10 protein-coding genes and 2 pseudogenes are annotated in these 17,276 nt (G+C 70.6%); 4 read left to right on the top strand and 8 right to left on the bottom strand.

Features of this window, described 5'->3' with window-relative positions:
- Nucleotides 1-52: 52 nt before the first annotated feature.
- Both ABT171_RS42005 and ABT171_RS34400 read right to left on the bottom strand, forming a co-directional pair.
- Nucleotides 53-2,474 (bottom strand): annotated as a pseudogene (locus ABT171_RS42005) (SpoIIE family protein phosphatase).
- A 591-nt stretch (nt 2,475-3,065) separates the two neighbouring features.
- On the bottom strand, nt 3,066-5,249 hold the full coding sequence (locus ABT171_RS34400; protein ID WP_351250330.1) for an NACHT domain-containing protein: 2,184 nt from the start codon (nt 5,247-5,249) through the stop codon (nt 3,066-3,068).
- 75 nt (nt 5,250-5,324) lie between these two features.
- Here ABT171_RS34400 and ABT171_RS34395 point away from each other — a divergent pair, with 75 nt between their 5' ends.
- Nucleotides 5,325-5,519 carry a transposase gene (locus ABT171_RS34395; RefSeq protein ID WP_503077643.1) on the top strand — a complete coding sequence of 65 codons (195 nt, stop codon included), beginning with the start codon at nt 5,325-5,327 and terminating at the stop codon, nt 5,517-5,519.
- A 33-nt stretch (nt 5,520-5,552) separates the two neighbouring features.
- Here the strand turns inward: ABT171_RS34395 and ABT171_RS34390 are convergent.
- Together ABT171_RS34390 and ABT171_RS34385 are read right to left on the bottom strand one after the other, a co-directional pair.
- Nucleotides 5,553-6,358, bottom strand: a pseudogene (locus ABT171_RS34390) (IS5 family transposase); the annotation flags it as partial.
- A gap of 25 nt (nt 6,359-6,383) precedes the next feature.
- Complete coding sequence (locus ABT171_RS34385; protein WP_351250329.1) at nt 6,384-6,989, bottom strand: TetR/AcrR family transcriptional regulator; 606 nt, start codon at nt 6,987-6,989, stop codon at nt 6,384-6,386.
- 54 nt (nt 6,990-7,043) lie between these two features.
- Here ABT171_RS34385 and ABT171_RS34380 point away from each other — a divergent pair, with 54 nt between their 5' ends.
- On the top strand, nt 7,044-7,976 hold the full coding sequence (locus tag ABT171_RS34380; protein WP_351250328.1) for a DUF2867 domain-containing protein: 933 nt from the start codon (nt 7,044-7,046) through the stop codon (nt 7,974-7,976).
- Between the two features lie 134 nt (nt 7,977-8,110).
- On the opposite strand, the gene ABT171_RS34375 is transcribed toward ABT171_RS34380, so the two are convergent.
- The gene (locus ABT171_RS34375) at nt 8,111-8,626 is read right to left on the bottom strand and encodes an EF-hand domain-containing protein (protein ID WP_351250327.1); all 516 of its coding nucleotides are present in this window, start codon (nt 8,624-8,626) and stop codon (nt 8,111-8,113) included.
- A gap of 241 nt (nt 8,627-8,867) precedes the next feature.
- On the opposite strand from ABT171_RS34375, the gene ABT171_RS34370 reads away from it, so the two are divergent.
- Together ABT171_RS34370 and ABT171_RS34365 are read left to right on the top strand one after the other, a co-directional pair.
- Entirely contained in the window at nt 8,868-9,401 is a 534-nt protein-coding gene (locus ABT171_RS34370) for a hypothetical protein (RefSeq protein ID WP_351250326.1), read from the top strand.
- Between the two features lie 80 nt (nt 9,402-9,481).
- Nucleotides 9,482-9,775 (top strand): hypothetical protein, encoded by a 294-nt coding sequence (locus tag ABT171_RS34365; RefSeq protein WP_351250325.1) that lies wholly within the window; start codon nt 9,482-9,484, stop codon nt 9,773-9,775.
- Nucleotides 9,776-9,824: 49 nt separating this feature from the next.
- Here ABT171_RS34365 and ABT171_RS34360 read toward each other — a convergent pair whose 3' ends face one another.
- From ABT171_RS34360 to ABT171_RS34350, 3 genes are all read right to left on the bottom strand, one after another.
- A complete protein-coding gene (locus ABT171_RS34360) occupies nt 9,825-11,009 on the bottom strand; it encodes an ABC transporter substrate-binding protein (RefSeq protein WP_503077642.1) in 1,185 nt (394 codons plus the stop codon).
- Nucleotides 11,010-11,253: 244 nt separating this feature from the next.
- Nucleotides 11,254-13,968 (bottom strand): SpoIIE family protein phosphatase, encoded by a 2,715-nt coding sequence (locus ABT171_RS34355; protein WP_503077641.1) that lies wholly within the window; start codon nt 13,966-13,968, stop codon nt 11,254-11,256.
- A gap of 191 nt (nt 13,969-14,159) precedes the next feature.
- A complete protein-coding gene (locus ABT171_RS34350) occupies nt 14,160-17,234 on the bottom strand; it encodes a choice-of-anchor D domain-containing protein (protein ID WP_351250324.1) in 3,075 nt (1,024 codons plus the stop codon).
- Between the last annotated feature and the right edge of the window lie 42 nt (nt 17,235-17,276).

Genomic DNA, 17,276 nt, shown 5'->3' with positions numbered 1-17,276 from the left:
AAACGTGCCCCTGGGCACCCTCCAGCTTGTCGTCAAACGGGCTCGGAGACGGTCAGGCGAGCGTGCCGGCCAGTGGTTGTTCGGTCCACACGGTCTTCCCCTCGCGGGTGTAGCGGGTGCCCCAGCGTTCGGTCATCTGGGCCACCAGGAACAGACCGCGGCCGCCCTCGTCGGTGGTACGGGCGCGGCGCAGGTGGGGTGCGGTGTGGCTGGTGTCGCTGACCTCGCACACCAGACACCGTTCACGGATCAGCCGCAGGGTCGCGGGGCCACTGGCGTAGCGGTAAACGTTGGTGACCAGTTCGCTGACGATCAGCTCGGTCGTGAACGCCAGGTGTTCCAGGCCCCATTCGCTCAGCTTGGCCGAGGTCAGGGCCCGGGCCCGGGCGGCGCTCGCAGGCTCCGGCGGCAGACGCCAGGAGGCGACACTGTCGGGTGGCAGCCCGCGGGTGCGGGCGATCAGCAACGCGACGTCGTCGGTGGGCCGCTCCGCCACGAGTGAGTCGACCACCGCCTGGCAGGTCCGTTCCAGCGCGTCCGCGGGCCGGGTGAGCGCCGCGCACAGTCTGGTCAGGCCGAGGTCGGCGTCGATGTGGCGTTCGCCGATGAGTCCGTTGGTGTACAGGCACAGCAGGCTTCCCTCGGCCAGTTCGACGTCCCGGGTCTCGAACGGCAGGCCGCCCAGGCCGAGGGGTGGGCCGGCGGGCAGGTCGAGCGGAGCCGCCGCTCCGTCCGGAGCGGTCACCACCGGCGGCGGATGGCCGGCCCGGGCCACGGAGCACCGCCCGGCGACCGGGTCGTACACGGCGTACAGGCAGGTGGCACCGACGACCTGCTCCCCCACGGGCCGTTCACCGGCTGCTTCCTGTTCGGCGGCCAGGAGGTTGACCAGGTCGTCGAGGCGGGAGAGCACCTCGTCCGGTTCCAGGTCGAGGCTGGCGAGCGTGTGTACGGCGGTACGCAGCCGGCCCATGGTGGCGGCAGCGTGGATGCCGCGTCCCACCACGTCGCCGACGACGAGGGCAACCCGGGCCCCCCGACAGGGGAATCACGTCGAACCAGTCGCCGCCCAGGCCCGGGGCCGCGCTGGCCGGCAGGTACCGCAGGGCCACCTCGACTGCCGACTGGTCCGGTACCGCCCGCAGCAGAAGGCTGCTCTGCAGGGTGAACGCGGCCTGTTGATGCTGGGTGAAGAGCCGGGCGTTGTCGATCGCGACGGCCGCGCGCGAAGCCAGCTCCTGGGCGAGGGTGAGGTCGTCGCGCTCGAAGGGATCGGGGCGGCGCGAACGCCACAGGGTCATCACTCCCAGCACCAGGCCCCGGGCGGCGAGAGGCACCACGATCAGGGAGTGGACGCCCAGGTCCGGAGTGTGGGCCCCTTGGCGGCCTTCCGCCGAGAACCAGTCGGGCGGGAGAACCGGTTCCAGGGTGGGCCGCGCTTCGGCCAGGCATCTGGCCTGGGGCGTGTCCGGCGCGAACTCCACCCGCTCGCCCTGGGGGTGGGGCGGGCCGGCTTGCCGGGCACCGACGCTGCAGGCCCCCACGCGTACCACCGGCACTGCCAGGGCCCGGGTGACTTCCTCGCCACGCGTCACCGGCTGAAGCAGGTCCACGGACGCGTGGTCGGCGAGGAGAGGCACCATCACCTCGGCGAGTTCCCGGGCGGTCTCGGCCACGTCGAGCGTGGTTCCGATTCGGCTGCCGGCCTGGTCGAGGAGCGCGAGCCGGCGCTGGGCCCGATGGCGTTCGGTGATGTCCTCGATCATCTCGGCCACACCCAGGATGCGGCCGGAGGCGTCCTCCATCGGGAAGGACGAGACCATCGCGACCCGCTCCCCTGCCGGATCCCACTCCAGGCGGACGAACTGCTCCGAGTAGACCATCGGCCTTCCGGTCTCCAGCACCTGGCGCACCCGGTCCACGGCCCTGCGTGCGTCGTCGGGGACGAGGAAACAGCCGGTGGGCATCCCCCGAAACTGAGCTGCCGGTACGCCGCAGAAGCGTTCGATGGCCCGGTTGACCCGGAGGAGCCTCAGATCGGGGCCGTGGACGACCAGGCCGATCGGACACCGGCGGAACAACCCGTGGAGCACCGCGCGGTCCCTCTGCCACTCCAGGACGTCCACGCCAAGTGCCCCGGCGACAAGCCACTCACGGATCCGGTCGTCGCGCGAGAGCGCGTGGGCCCTGAGCCCCATCTCCACGAGCCGCCCGTCCCGGTGCCGCACGTTGAGCGTCCCCGACCAGCCGCCGGCTCTCCTGCAGCGCACCGCGGCCTCCTTCGCGGCCGTCAGGTCGCCCGGATCGACGAGGACCTCGAATGCCGGGCGACCGATCACGGCGGTGTCCGGATGGCCGAGCAGTTCCTGGGCCCGCCGGTTCCATCCGACCACGACTCCCCGGTCGTCGAGCACCGCCAGGGCGGCGAGGTGCGGGGTGAACGGATCGTCCTGGCTTTCGCTGTGCTCCGTCATCCGCTTCTCCACTGCTGGGCACCACCTTGAAGTCGGTCAGCGATGTTCGGCCGTGGCCGGTGACCGGCGTGGCGGCGTCCCGCGCGGTGTGACTCGGCCTACTCCCCTGCGCGCAGACCTGCCGATGCACTGCAAGCCCCATTGAACCCGGTACGGCCGTGGCGGCCCCGCCTGCCGCGTGGCACGGCGTGGCGGGCACGAGGGGGTGCGTCAGGCGGGGTGACCCGCTCATCGAGCAGGTCCCGCCGGGCCTCGCGGAGATGTGTCCCCCAGGTGACGCACCGCCAGGGCCCCGCCCCGGAGCCGGACGCGTATCCGCCTCCCCTGGCAGCCCAGCTGAGCTCCGCCGCGGTGTCCGGAGCGCCCGGGTCCGTTCCTGCGGCCGGGGACTCCAGGGAGCGTTCCGGCGAGTCCGGGCCGGCTCCCTGGCCGAACGGGGCTGCGTTGCCGGGCAGTTGGCCTCCGTCGAGCACATGACCTCGCCGCTGACGCGCATCGGGTCGGCCGATACGAGAAAGGTGACCGCCGAGGTGATGTGGCAGGACTGGGACGCGGGTGGCCGTGAGCCAGGCGCTCGGTCCGGAAGGGGCACTAGGACCTGTCCGGGCGATCACGCCCGGAGCCCGATGAGTCAGGCTGCTGCGGTAGCTGCGCAGCCAGGTGAAGTTGGAGATTTCGGTGGCGGAACTGATATACGGCTCCCGACTGTCGTAGGACTCCACGGTGCTCGTGAGCATCGGCAAGGAAGCCCATCAGGCGCCAGGGCGTTTTCCCAAGGACCGCCAACGCGAAGCGCACCACCACGAATCTCCACCACACCGACAAGGCACACCCAAACCCGAGGCCCACCATAGTCGCGATCATCAGTCCGTACCCGAGCCCTGCAGCGAGCCGTTGGGAGAGGCTGGGACCAGCCGCGATGCCGGCAGCAAGGCCGGGGACGAGCCCACCAACCGAGCCTGTCAGCAGGGTAAGGATCCAGAAGGTGCGGCGGTCCTGGTCCAGCACCTGCCCTGGGCCGACTGCGGTAGTCGGGTCGGGGGGCATCGTGGTGATGCCCGCAAGCAGCCAGGTGAAGAAGCCGCCCGCGAGTCCTGCTCCGAGCCCAATCGCGAACCCGGATGCGCTGCCCACTGAGATTCCGATAAGGACTCCGTAGACAACTGCTCTAAAAATTCCCTTCGTTCCTGGCGTCCAGGAGATTCGCGCACTGGGCTCTCGATCTTTTGCAAACGAACGGATGATACTGAATCCGGTTGTCAATCCGACCGGGAGTCCAAGACCCAGCCCGAACAAAAGGAGGAAATCCCACATTCCGCTTGGGTTCCCGATGATTAGTGCCAAGCCAAGCACGGACACGGCCCACGCCACGAGTCCGGCCGCACTCCCGGCCACCAGTGCCAGTGTGCCTCGCGGCAGGGAATTGTTCAGCTGCCACCAAGCAAGGTCAGGGGTGCCGTGTCGGGTGTACTCAAGGTGACGGGCAAGGAATTTGAGGGTACGTTCCGCTCGCTCCGGCTTCCAGCAGGTGGGAGGACGGTAGGTGGCGGGGATGAATGCGGCGAACAGGTAGGCCTCGACGGCCGCCCTGGTGGGAAAGCGCGTTGGGTCCAGGAGTTCGTCGGGGTGAGCAATATCAGCGGGGTGCTGGCCGGGGCGGGGGTTGTAGATGGTGCGGGCAAGGAAGAGTCCAAGTGGAGTGCTCAACGCCTGCGCGGAGGGGGCGCCGGTCCCGAGCAGGGCGATGACTCGCTGCCAGCGTGCCGCGGCCGCGGTGGCTGCTCTGCCAGCATCGCCCTGGAGGTAGGCGGTGGCCTGCGCGGCATCGAGTGGCAGAAGGCGAATGCCGGCAGCCCCGTTCAGAGCCACACCGAACCCGTCTGAGCGACTGAGCGCGTCGCGGTACTCAGCGGTGCGGCTGGAGAGCACCAGAGACTGTCTGAGGGGTAGCGCGCGGTTGATGGCACTCAGGGCCTGGGGGCGCAGAGCCTCTGGAAGCTCGTCCAGGCCGTCGAGCACTGGCAGGATTATCCCGCCCTCCAGCAGGGCGTGAGCCAAAGTGTCACTGCTGGATCGCGCCAAGTCTTCGGGGGCGAGCGCGCGTAGCGCGCGGTGATCCCGTGTGAGCTGGTCGGCCAGCCAGGCATACAGGTCCTGCCGGCCCGGGTCCCAGGAAGCCAAGGAAAACAGTACCGGGACGGGATCGCCAGGCTGGCGATATTCGACCAACGCGAGCAAAAGAAGGATCAGGAGCACGGTCTTGCCCGCACCAGGGTCGCCGAGGACGACGAGACGGCGGGTGGGGATGCGTCGGAGAAATACTTGATCGATCTCTGCGCCCCGGCCGGCGAGGCCCTCAGGCCCCGCAGCCCAGTGGCGTGGCTCGCCAGGAGGACCCCCGGGCCAGCTCTGGGCCAGGTCACACAGACTCGGCCATGGCTCGACCAGCCCCGCACCTGCAGAGGTCCAAGAGATCGACAAGGGGCGAGGATCGTTCACGCTGCGCACACGTGCTTCCTGCTCCCATTGTCTCCTCACTGCCTCCGCAAGACTGTCGGCCAAGGCCGCTAATGGCGTTGAAGTCTGTGCGGCCTTACCCGAACGAAGCGCGGGAAACAGCAGCACCGGCAGGCCGAGCAGGCCGGCGAGGAGCGCAAGAGCAGTCGCCAGCTCTGCGGCGGTCCTTACCGGGTGACGGTAGTAATACCACGAGAGCCCCGCAATAACGATGACAGGCCACGTCCGAACCAGCCACTTCAGCACGCGTTCCTTCACGTGCCGATCATCCGGGATGAGGGTGGCCCTCCTGGTATTTCATGACGGCGAGGTCTTGTCTGTCCGATCACGCGAATGCTCCAGGCCGGTTTCGTTGATATGGACATGGGGCGGGGTGATCTCAGTGATGCCGAGTGGGAACGGCTGCGCCCGCTCCCGCCAGTCGGCAGCGGGCGTTGTGGCCGGTGGCGGAATCACCGGCAGGTGATCGACGGGTTTCTGCACCGGGTGCGGACCGGGGTGCAGTGGCGTGCTCTGCTCGAGCGGTAGCCATCGGCAGCTCCTTGCCCCGCCCGGCCCGGAGGTGCCGAGGAAAACGTAGCCGCGCCTGTCGTAGCGGGTGGCGACGGCTCGGGCCTGCTTGAGGCGGTTGATCGCCCGTTCGATGGTGTTGCGTCTCTTGTAGCGGTCTTCGTCGAAGCCGGGCGGCCGTCCGCCGTGCGATCCTTTGCGCAGGCGGGCGGCCTGGCTGTCAGTCTTCTCCGGGATGGCGTGCCGGATGCCCCGGCGCCGCAGCTACTCGCGGACCGGGCCGTTGCTGTATGCCTTGTCGGCCGCCAGGCTGTCGGGGTTCCTGCGTGGTCGGCCTGGGCCGATCCGCGGCACTCGGACCTTCTCCAGCACGGCAATGAACTGGGTGCAGTCCGCCCGCTGTCCGCCGGTGATGACCAGGGACAGAGGCCTGCAGCGGCCGTCCGCACTCAGGTGGAGCTTGCTGGTAGATCCGCCGCGCGAGCGGCCCAGGCCCTCACCTCAGCACCACCTCCACCAGGCGGGCGACCAGGCGCTGCCACGGCGTTTCGCCCTGGTGTTCTGCCTGCTCGACCCCCTTTGAAGGCGGGTGCCGGCGGAGGGCCGGTTCGGGCACCAGCCGCATGTTGGTGAGCGCGGACGATGGCGGAGTCGACTGAGATGTCCCAGTCGATCTCACCTTTCGAGTCAGCCGCGGCCTGGACCTTCTGGAGCAAACGCTCCCATGTGCCGTCCGCGGACCACAGCCGGTGGTGTTCATAGACGGTCTTCCACGGCCCGAACCGGTCGGGCAGGTCCCGCCGCTGAACACCGGTCCGTACCCGGTGCAGAATCCCGTCGATCACCTGCCGATGGTCCCGCACATGCTCGGCCGGACAGGCCCTAGGAGTCCGGGGCGGCCGTCATCAGCGTGTCGAGCACCGAGTCCAGATAGCGACTGCCGTCCTCACCGGTCGGAAGCGTCTCCGGCACCGCGTGCGCGAGCTGTGTGTGCCCGAGGAAGCCGGTGTACGCCAGCAGTGCACGGCGGCGTGCCTCGTCCGGGGGAAAGCCCAGTTCGACGAAGAGCTGCGCGATGTAGCCGACTCGACGCTCCGTCACCCGGCGCAGTACGGCGGCGACCCGCGGGTGTGTGACCGAGGCGGGCAGGGAAACCTCCAGCGGGTGATGGGCTGCGCGTTCGGTCGCCTCGGAGAAGAGTCTGCGCAGCCGCATCGCCGGATCCGGCTCGGACGCCAGCCCGGCGATGATCGCCTCGGTGGACTTCTCCTCCCAGCGGTCGAGCGCGGCCTCGATCAGCGACTCACGGTTGGCGAAGTGCCAGTAGAAGCTGCCTTTGGTGGTGCCCAGACGAGCGGCGAGCGGCTCGATGGCGACCGCTGTGAGACCGCCCTCACCCATGGCTGACAGGGCCGCGTCCGCCCAGTCCTGCGCCGTCAGCCGTTTCCGGCCGCCCTCGCGAGCGACCTCGTCACGCCGTTGCACCATATCCATACGCTACCGTATGGTCGGCAACATACGGCAGCGTATGGAGGAGCACCAATGGGGTTCCGCAGTTTCGGCACGATCCGCAATGTCCACCAGCGCACCATCGAGGCACCCGCACACGCCGTCGGGGCCTTGCTCGACCGCCTGTCCTCGCCCGACGACCCGATCTGGCCCACGCCGGACTGGCCCCCGATGCTCCTCGACCGGCCCTTGGGCGTCGGCGCGGACGGCGGCCACGGCTTCGTCCGCTACCGCGTCAGCTCGTACGAGCCCGGCCGCCGCGCCCGCTTCGACTTCCCCCCGCCCAAGAGCGGCCACCATGAGTTCGTCGTCGAACCGCTGGGGCCAGAGCGCTGCCGCCTGCGGCACACCCTGGAGCTGAAGCGCCGCGGCCGGCGGGCACTGGGCTGGGCTCTGGCGGTGCGCTGGATGCACGACACCGTCGTCGAAGAGCTCTTCGACAACGCCGAACGGGCCGCCACCGGGACGGCGACGAGCCCCGTTCGCTGGTCGCCCTGGGTCCGGCTGCTCCACCGGCTCACGTGGGAGAGGGCCGCCGCCGGCGACCTCCCGGCGGGCGCGCGCCTGGCTCGTGCCGCCTTCGAGCGGACCGACTACAGCGACTCATGGCGGATGACGTTGCGTCCCGGGATGCCCCGGGACCCCGAGTCCTGGCGGGGTGTCCTACGCGGAGCCACCTTCCCGGTCGTGGGCCGCGAGGGTGGCGAGGTACTGCTCGGCGAGGACGCCGGCCACCTCGACTTCCGCGCCTCGATCCTCGTCGACGACTGTCAGGTCGCGCTCAGCACGGTCGTGCGCATCCACAACTGGCGCGGCCGGTGGTACTGGGCCCTGGTCAAGCGCGTCCACCCCTTCATGGCCCGCTCCATGCTCCGCCGCACCCACCGACGGCTCGCCCTGACAGCTCCCAACGCCGCCGAGCGCGCCCAGCCGGAACTCATTCCCTCCGGGCCGGAAGGAAGTTGAGCGCGGATCGACACAGCGCCGCGCGACGACGGCAGTGGGACGGCCGTCCAGCAGGCCGCCGGTGGGGGCCGGCGCAGCGTAGGCGAGCAGTCCGGCAACGTCTCCCACGTCGCGGTGAAGCGGTGAGACAGCCTCTAGTACAGGGCCTCGCCCATGGGTGAGGCCTCGCCCACGACGTAGGCGCGGATCGATGCCAGGTACTCGTCACGGCCCACCCGGCCATCGCCGTCGGCGTCCAGCGCACCGAAGGCGGCTTCAGCGTTTACGGGCGCATTGTTCAGCGCGGTGCGCAGGATCGTGAACTCTGCCTTGTCCAGGGCTCCGTCCCCGTCGGCGTCGGCGAGGTCGAACAGCGCCCCGAGGGCGAACCGGCAGATGTTGTCGAACTTGTCGGCGCCGACCCATGCGTCGTATTCCTCGAAGGACAGTTTTCCGTCGCCGTTCGCGTCCATCGCTGCCCACGCCTTGTGGGCTTCCCTGCGGGCGGCGAGGACGAGGGGGTCGTCCTCCGAGCGTCCCGTGGCCTGGACGGCCCGGTCGACCCGGGAGAGGTAGTCCTGCGCCGAGATGACCCCGTCCCCGTCCGCGTCCATCATGGCGAAGATACGCCCGCGCGCGACGGTGGCGGTTGCGACGCTGGTACGGCCCACTGGAGATCTCCTCCTGCTCGTTTCCTGCTCGACGAGGACTCGTCCGGCGCTTGCTACCCGCCGCCTTCCAGGTTTCATGCGACCGCGGCCGACCGGATGGAGTCCGGCGGGAGTACAGGCGCGCGTGACCCGCGCACGGATCGGGCGTGCGCGAGCCGTGCGCTTCGAGCCGCCGGGGCATGGCATGCGCCCCTGGGTAGGTCAAGGGCCGCTACGGAGGGCAGGACCTACTGGAGGAAACATGTTTGACAGGCGTGGTGTCGCGGTGACACTGGGGTCGCTGATGCTGGTGGGATCGTCGTTGGTGTGGGCGCCCGCCGGGCAGGCCACGACCAGCGAGGAGGGGAGCGTCGACTGCACGGGGCACAGCGAGAGCCGCTACGACCCGCCGCTGACACTCCTGGCCCGGCCGACCCATGTTCACGCGGACATCACGTATACCTGCGGTACCCACGGCCGTACGATCCCGGCCACCGGCTCCTTCGACTCGGACGCACCAGCTGCCTCCTGCGTCGCCGTGTCCGGCGGCAGTGGGACGGAAGCCGTCCGGTACGCCGACGGCGGCAGGTCACTGATCGTCTACGGCAGTGCCACGACGCTCCGCGTCGCAGGAGTCCTGGTCGTGATCCAGCGAGGCCGGGTCACCGAAGGACGCGGCCAAGGGCATCCCGTACAGCGGACCATTACCGGGCTGCCCCGCGACCTGCCCACGGAGTGCCTCACGTCCGGCCTGCGGGGAGGCAGCAACGAGGTTCAACTGGAGCTTGAGCCGTAACTCCCAGGCCATGGAGGTAGGCGGGCGAATCGCAGGTGCACCCCCTCCCCTGCTGCTCAGCCGGGTGGCAGGATCGGCTCATGAGCACCGAGACGGACTGGGTGTACCGGGTGGACGAGCCGCATGGCTCCGAGGGCTGGCGCCCCTACGGTGACCGTCCCGAGCGTTGGCAGGGAACCGTCACCACCGACGATCCGAAGGAGGACGCCGAGTACGTCGCCGCCCTGGTGGTCACCGACCTGGTGTCCGAGTGGGACCGCCAAGGCGCCGTCCAGAAGCACGTACGCGTGATCGTCTGGGAGGACGAGGTGGGCGTCGGCCCCGAGGACGCGGTCTTCACGGTCGAGATCCAGCCCACCATCGACGGCGAGTGACGCCCTTGCGGCCGGATCGACGACGTGCCCACGGACGGATCACGGGTCGTCACATTCCTGACCTGGACGTCTGCTGCCCGCTCCGCCGTCCCGACGTGCCGGCGACGGCCTTCGCCCAGCCCTGGGCGACTGTCTCCCTCGCCTTCTCCAGCTGTGCGTCCGTCGGGAACTGCGGCGTTCCCTCAACCGTCGGCAGCCGTGCGGCGGCGGCCTTGTCGAGGGTGCCGTCCTGCCTCATGACGTCCATGAGCACCGGGCGGGCGTAGCCGCGCAGCCGCAGGTTCTGGCCCTGTGGGCTGAAGAGGTACTCCTGCCACAGGCGGGCAGCCGCCGGGTGCGGGGCGTTCTTGTTGATCGCCAGCGCGAAGTACTGGGCGAAGCTGCCGTCGAAGGGGATGGCGACCTGCCAGTTCACGCCGTGGCCGCGGAGCTGGTCGGCGTACTGCAGGTTGATGTAGTCCCAGTTGATGCTGATGGGTGTCCGGCCGTCCTCGACCGTCGCCAGGTCGGACCTGAGCGGGGTGAGGTTGCCGTTCTCGTGGAGTCTGGCGAAGAAGTCGAGGCCGGGCTGGACGTCGGCGAACGACCCGTTGTTCGCGAGCGCGGCCGCGTAGACGCTGGCGAACGCGGTAGCAGAGCGCGGCGGGTCGCCTTCGAGTGCGACCTTGCCCCGGTAGGCGGGCTTCAGCAGGTCGGCGAAGGTCTCCGGGCAGGGCTTGACCCGGTTGGCGTCGCAGCCGATGGACATGTAGCCCCCGTAGTTGTTGGACCAGCGGGCCTCGGGGTCCTTCTGATTGCCGGGGATCGAGTCGTAAGCGGCGACCTTGTACGGCGCGAGCAGATTCTGCGCCGCCGCGTTCCGCGCGAACGTGTCGCCCACGTCGATCACGTCGGGGGCTGTCGGTCGGTTCCCCCTCTTCCGAAGGGTGTCGATCTCGTCCTCGCTGTGGCCCAGCGGATTCTCGACCGTGACCTTGATGCCGTACTTCTTCTCGAAGCCGTCGATCAGGCCGCCGTAGTCGGCCCAGTCACGGGGAAGGGCGATGGCTCTGAGCGTGCCCTCCTTCTTCGCCGCGGCGGTCAGCGCGCGCATGCCGCCCACGTCCTCGGCGGACGTGGCCACCGACGGCTTCGCGAGCCTGGCGGTCGGGGAGTTCATGCAGGCGTTCACTCCCAGTGCCATGAGAGCGGAGCAGCCGAGGACGGCCGCTGCTCGGGCACGGGATGTGGTCACGACTGCTCCAGGCGTGGGGATGGAGTTGTCACCCGGGGGGCGGGTGCTGGTGACAGGGCGCGTCGGGCCATCGGAGGGATGCCCGAGCCGCTGTGGCCGGTCTGGAGTTCCGGTCGCTCTCGCAGGCCGAGCGGCCACGCGCCCGGCGACATGGTCGTCGACGCCAGGGTACCCGGCCGCCGCGACGGCGGACGCCCTCCCGTGAAGCCCGCCTCTCCCGCGGAACGGGACGGGCAGGCGTCCCTCACAGTGCTGTGTCGTCCCATTGGCCGAGCAGGATCTCGCCGAGTTCCTCCCGCTCCGGCGCGGCGCCGTGGCGGAGGGGCTGTTCCGCCCAGATGACCTTGCCGGTGGGGGTGTAGCGAGTCCCCCAGCGCTCAGCCAACCGGGCGACCAGGAAGAGTCCGCGGCCCCCCTCGTCGGTGGGCTTCGCCCGGCGCAGGCGGGGCGAGGTGCTGCTGCCGTCGGAGACCTCGAAGATCAGGGTGCCCGCGGCGGGGCCGCTGGTCGGCACCGTGCGGAGCAGCCGGACGGCGATGGGTTCGCTGCCGTAGCGGACGGCGTTGGTGATCAGTTCGCTGAGGACGAGTTCGGCGGTGAAGGCCATGTGTTCCAGCCCCCACTCCGTCAGCCGGCGGGCGCAGGCGGCGCGCACCGGGGCCACCGCCGCCGGTTCACGGGGCACGTCCCACTCGGCGATCTGCGCCGGTCCGAGGCGGCGCGTGCGGGCCACCAGCAGCGCGATGTCGTCCCTGGGCCGGTCGGACAGCATGGCCTGCATCACCGCCGCGCAGGTGGCCTCCGGCGTGCGATCGGACCCTGTCAGAGCATCGCGCAGGGCCGCAAGACCGGCATCCAGGTCCCGGGTTCGGTCCTCGATCAGGCCGTCGGTGTAGAGCACCAGCCGGGAACCCTCGGGCACGGCGAGCTCGGCGGTCTCGACCGGCAGGCCTGCGCCGAGTCCCAGTGGTGGGGAGATCGGCAGCCGGGGGAAGTCGACGGTCCCGTCCGGCCGGACCACCGCCGGGCCCGGATGGCCGGCGGTGGCGACAACCAGCTGCCCTGAGGTGGGGTCGTAGACGGCGTACTGGCAGGTCGCGCCGGTGATCAGGCCCTGCCCGTCCTCCGCGGTGGCGGCCTCCTCGGCGTCGATCTGGGCCACCAGTTCGTCCAGCCGGCCCAGCAGCTCCTCCACGGGCATGTCCAGGCTGGCGAAGTTGTGTACGGCGGTGCGCAGCCGGCCCATGGTCGCCGCGGCGTGCAGACCATGACCGACGACATCGCCCACGACCAGCGCCACCCGGGTGCCGGACAGCGGGATCACGTCGAACCAGTCCCCGCCCACCCCCGCCTGGGCCGGCAGGTAGCGGTAGGCCACATCGAGGGCGGACTGCTCGGGCAGCCCCCGTGGCAGCAGGCTGTGCTGCAGGGTGACGGCCATGGTGTGTTCGCGGGTGTAGCGGCGGGCGTTGTCGATGCACACCGCTGCCCGGGCGGCCAGCTCCTCGGCGAAGGACGCGTCCTCTTCCTCGAACGGCGGGGAGCCCGTTGCCCGCCGGAAGTCCACCACTCCCAGCACCACGCCGCGGGCCCGCAAGGGAACCACGAGCAGGGAGTGGATGCCGCGGTCGAGGATGCTCCCAGTATGTTCGGGGTGCTGGGTCCGCCAGCCGGCAGCGGCGCTCAGGTCCCCGATCAGGACCGGCCGGCCCTCGGCCATCGCCGCGGCGACGGGGTGGGCGGGGGCGAACCGGATCAGCTCGCCGACGGGCTGGACGCGGTCGTCCGCGTCCAGCCCGGCGACGGCGCTGCGGCGCAGCTCGGTGGTCACGGCGGTCGCGCCGGGGGCCTCCTCGCCGCGCAGCACCGGGTCCAGCAGTTCGACGGTGACGATGTCGGCGAACCGGGGCACCGCCACCTCGGCCAGTTCCTCGGCTGTGCGCTTCACATCCAGCGTGGTGCCGATCCGCAGTCCGGCGTCGTAGAGCAGCTTCAACCGCTCACGCGCCACCTCCGCGCGGCCGGAGAGTGCCCGCAGCTCCGTGGTGTCCCGGAGTGTCACCACGCTGCCGACCGGCCCGTGAGGTGCGGTGAGCCGCTTGTTGACCGCGAGCAGCCGGTCGCCCGCCAGGTGCACCTCGTCGGTGGCCGGGCGGTCCGAGGCCAGCAGCCCGGCGAGGTCGTCCTCCAGCCGCAGCTCGGTGATGTGCCGCCCGTCCGCGTCCGCCGGCAGGTCCAGCAGCCGCCGTGCCTCGTCGTTGGCCAGCAGCAGCCGGCCGTCACCGCCGACGATCAGTACTCCTTCCCGCACCGCGTGCAGCACCGCGTCGTGGTGCTCGTACATCCGCGTCATCTCGGTCGCCCCCAGGCCATGGGTCTGGCGCCGCAACCGCCGACTGACCAGGCCCGCCCCGCCTGCCGCGACGGCCAGGGCCGCGGCGGCGCCGCCGAAGAGGACCGGCAGCTGCCGGTTCACCCTGTGCTGCACCGTCTCGACCGTGACGGGGACGGAGACGATGCCGACGACCGAGCCGTCGCGCCCCCTGACGGGAACCGCCGAGATCACGGAGAGCCCCAGGGACCCCTGGAAGGTACTCGTGAACGGCTTGCCGTTCGCCGCCTTCGCGTAGGGCCCGATGACGTGTTTGCCGATCTGGTGCGGGTCGCTGTGGGTGAGGGTGAGCCCGTTCAGCCCGTACACGATGATGGCTTCCACGCCTGCGGCCTTGCGGGCCGCCTCGGCGTGCGGCTGCAACACCTTGCTCGGGTCGGCACTGTTCAGCGCCGCCGCGGTCCCCGGGGCGTTCGCGAACGTCTGCGCCGTGGTGAGCGTCCGCTGCCGGGCGTCCGCCATGACATCGCTTCGCGCCTGTACCACGAGCGCCACCAGGGTGGCTGCCACGAGGAGCATCACGACCGCCAGCTGCAGAAGGAAGACCTGGCCGGCGAGGCTGTGCACGCTCAGCAGCGAGCCCGACGGCCGCTCCTCTCCTCCTGGAGGGGAGCGATCGGGCCGAGGGGTCTGCCGGGACGCATGAGGCACCTCGCGCCCGGTTTGACCCGAAAGTTCACGCATACACCCTTTCTATCGTTTCCGGGCGGCCAACCACTATCCGACCGTCGACGTGAGGTCGTTCCCGAGAAGGGAGCTCAGCAGACGATGGCTGTGTTCCGGACGAGGTGGATGTCGGTCAGGGCCGCCGTGGCCGCCGTGAAGCCGACCAGGGCCGGTGTCGGCACCCTGACGGCGGTGTCCAGCACCCGCACGTGGTCCAGGTCGACCTGGAGGTGGCCGTTGGCCACCGTGACGTGCACGTCGTGGGTACCGGTGCGCAGATCGGGGATTCCCGTCGCGGTGGAGGCGTAGGTGAGGGCGTCGCCGGTGCCGCCTGTGGCGATCGCCAGGAAGTTCGCGGAGGGATCGTTCGTGTTCCGGTGCGTGTCGAGCGTGACGGCGATTCCGGGCAGCCCGGAACACCCCAGGCCACCGCCTCCCGCGCCCAGCGCCTGCGGCGTCGCGGTGGGATCGAGCAGGACGAAGGCGAGTCCGTCGGCGCCCGTGCCGCCGCCGATCTCCACGGAGAACTCGGCCCGCAGCCCGGCCGTGGGCACCGCCACGGTGTGCAGGGCGGATCCGGTCTCGTTCGGGGCCGCCCGAGTGAGCACCAGGTCGGCGCCCGAGAGGGCGGCGCTGCCGTTGAAGGACCAGGAGTCCCTGGCCGGGCCCGGGACGGCCCCGCCGGGGACGCCGGTACCGGTGAGGTTGACGATCTGCTTGCCTATGGGGTGTTTGCTGTCGCTGTTGATGGTGTATTGGCCGTTGGCCGGTCCGGTGGCGGTGGGTGCGAACACCACGGCCGGGTGGAGGTCGCTCTCGGGCCCCAGCCGCTGGCCCTCGGCAAGGGGGTGAGGATCGTTGAAGGGCGGGGTGGGCGCCTTGGCCAGGGTGAGGGTGAGGGTGAGGGTGCCGCTGTTCCTGACGTGGAAGTCGAGGGTGCGTGAGCCGCCGACCGGGACCTGTCCGAAGTCCAGGTTCAAGGGCGTGACGGAGATTTTCCGGTCTCCGACGACGGCTCTCCCCCGGAGCGGCACGGTGACCGACAGCCCGCTGGCGCCGGTGACGGTGAGACGGTCCGTGTCGCCGGCAGGCGGGCTGGGGGTGGTGGGGGCGTAGGTGACCGCGATGGCGAGGGACGCGCCCGGCTGCAGCAAGACCGCTTGGGGCAGATCACCCGTGTGGAACGGTGCCGCGGGTACTCCAGTGGTGCTGATCGTGTCGGCGGTGGTGCCGGTGTTGGTGATGATCACGCCGAGGGTCATACGGTCGCCGACGTTCAGCGCGTCGGCGGGGTCGAACGTGACCACGGAGGGGGACGCGCTGAACCCGGGCTTGGTGCCGTTGCCGAACACCCCGAGACCGACGGTTTCGGTGGTTCCGCCGACGCTGGTCGAGAAGCTGAGGGAGCCGACCGCCCCGCCCGGGCCCGTGGGGGTGAAGGACACCGGTACGGCGAACTGCTCGGCGGGGTGCAGGGTGGCCGGCAGCTGGGGCGGCGAGGGCAGGGAGAACGGCGGCTCGGTGGTCACCGCCGTCACGGTCACCGTGTCCGAGGCGGTCACGGTGGCGGTGGCCTGCCCGCTGCTGCCGACGCCGACGCTGCCCAGATCGACGAAGCTTCCGGTGAGCGGGGAGCCGGACGGCCGGCCGAAGGCGATCAGCCTGCCGTCCCCGGTACCCACGTAGACGCGACCGCCGCCGACGGCGGGTACGGAGAACTTGGTGGAGTTGCCGATGGGCGCGGACCAGCGCAGCCGCAGGACGCCGTCTTCCGGCTCGGCATCGTACGCGCGCAGCTGTGCGTCGGTGCACAGCGAGTTGTCGTCCAACGGTCCGCCAGGGCAGATGACCCAGACCAGTGCGGAGCCGGGCTGGGTGCCCGTCGAGGTCACGACGGGTGAGCCTGGGTAGTGACCGATGCCGGCGCTGCTGGCGCCGACTGGGGTGAGTTCGGGCTCCTGGAGGTCGGACAGCCCGAAGGCGTAGGCACGTAGCTGGCCGTCGTTCTCGGCGACGTAGACGCGGCCGCTGCCGCCGCCCCAGACCGCCGGGTGCCCCCAGACTCCCCTGAAGGGGCCGGTGACACCGAGCACGCGGTCGGTCCCACCGGGGCCTTGGGCACGGCCGCCGAGGTCGTCGCGGTCGAGGAGGAACACCCGGCCGTCCTTGCCGACGTGCACCATGAGGTGGGGGTGGTCAGCGCCGGCGAAGGGCGGGGAGGGCAGCGCGACCGGGCCCCCCGAGCCCAGATCCTGGTCGATCGCGTCGAGGTTGTCGGCGTCGCTGGGGCTGAAGAAGTCCTGGGCGGTGAGTGGCCCCGTACCGGCGGTGCCGAGGCGGACCACCGACTCGGCCAGGTTGCCGGGGGCGGGGTGGCCCGGACCAGGAGCCGGTGAGATGCCGTTGCCGGTGGAGAAGAAGATCCTTCCCGGACCGTCGGAGACCAGGCCGCCACCACTCATCCACACGCCGGCATCCGCACCGCTGGTGGCGTCCTCGGTCGCCCACATCCGGATGGCCCGGGTGGTGGTGTGCACGCCCACCACGTAGCCGACGTAGGATCCGCGGTCGCAGTGGGAGCCGAAACCGGCGAAGACCTCCCCGTCCAGCAGGAGCAGCCCCGGGCGCTGGTGGGCGGTGTACGGGTCGAAGGCGTTCGCCGGGTTGTTCGCGGGCGCGCCCTGTATCGTCACCGGCCAGCCCGGGTGGTCGGCGCCGGTGGCGAGGTCGAGTGCGTGCAGGTACCAGTGCGGGTGCTTGGTGTCGGGCCCGTCGTTGACCTTGGTGGTGAGATGGACCAGGCCGGTCGAGGGGTCGTAGACCGGTGTGCTGGTGATGCCGATGCTGGGTTTGAGGTCCTTGCAGTTGGAGACCGCATCGAAGGGGAAGGGCGGGCCGAGCGTGCGGTGCCACTGGATCGCGCCGGTGACGCCGTGGATGCCGTAGACGGAGTTGGTCTCCGTGGCGACCACCACGGTGGTGCCGACCACGAGAGGCTGCGCGTAGATCTGGCCGTCGACGGTGGTGGTGAACAGCCGTCCGAAGTCGGCGGCGCTCACCTTCTCGGGTGTCAGGCCCGGCTGGTCGGCGTCCCAGCCGGTGCGCAGGTTGTTCATCGAGACGGTGGTGTCGTCGGTGGTGCCGAGGACGGGCTGCACGGTGACCATCTGTGCCTCGCTTCTGGTTCGGTCCTGGCGTGACGGCCGTCG

Source organism: Streptomyces sp. NPDC001851 (assembly GCF_040297165.1).
GTDB lineage: Bacteria > Actinomycetota > Actinomycetes > Streptomycetales > Streptomycetaceae > Streptomyces.
This window is presented reverse-complemented; position numbering and strand designations above follow the sequence as displayed.

What these genes read in the sequence shown, in the direction of transcription:
- ABT171_RS34350 (WP_351250324.1), bottom strand. Translation starts at nt 17,234, where the DNA reads ATGGTCACCGTGCAGCCCGTCCTCGGCACCACCGACGACACCACCGTC.
- ABT171_RS34395 (WP_503077643.1), top strand. Translation starts at nt 5,325, where the DNA reads ATGCTCCAGGCCGGTTTCGTTGATATGGACATGGGGCGGGGTGATCTC.
- ABT171_RS34370 (WP_351250326.1), top strand. Translation starts at nt 8,868, where the DNA reads ATGTTTGACAGGCGTGGTGTCGCGGTGACACTGGGGTCGCTGATGCTG.
- ABT171_RS34385 (WP_351250329.1), bottom strand. Translation starts at nt 6,989, where the DNA reads ATGGTGCAACGGCGTGACGAGGTCGCTCGCGAGGGCGGCCGGAAACGG.
- ABT171_RS34380 (WP_351250328.1), top strand. Translation starts at nt 7,044, where the DNA reads ATGGGGTTCCGCAGTTTCGGCACGATCCGCAATGTCCACCAGCGCACC.
- ABT171_RS34365 (WP_351250325.1), top strand. Translation starts at nt 9,482, where the DNA reads ATGAGCACCGAGACGGACTGGGTGTACCGGGTGGACGAGCCGCATGGC.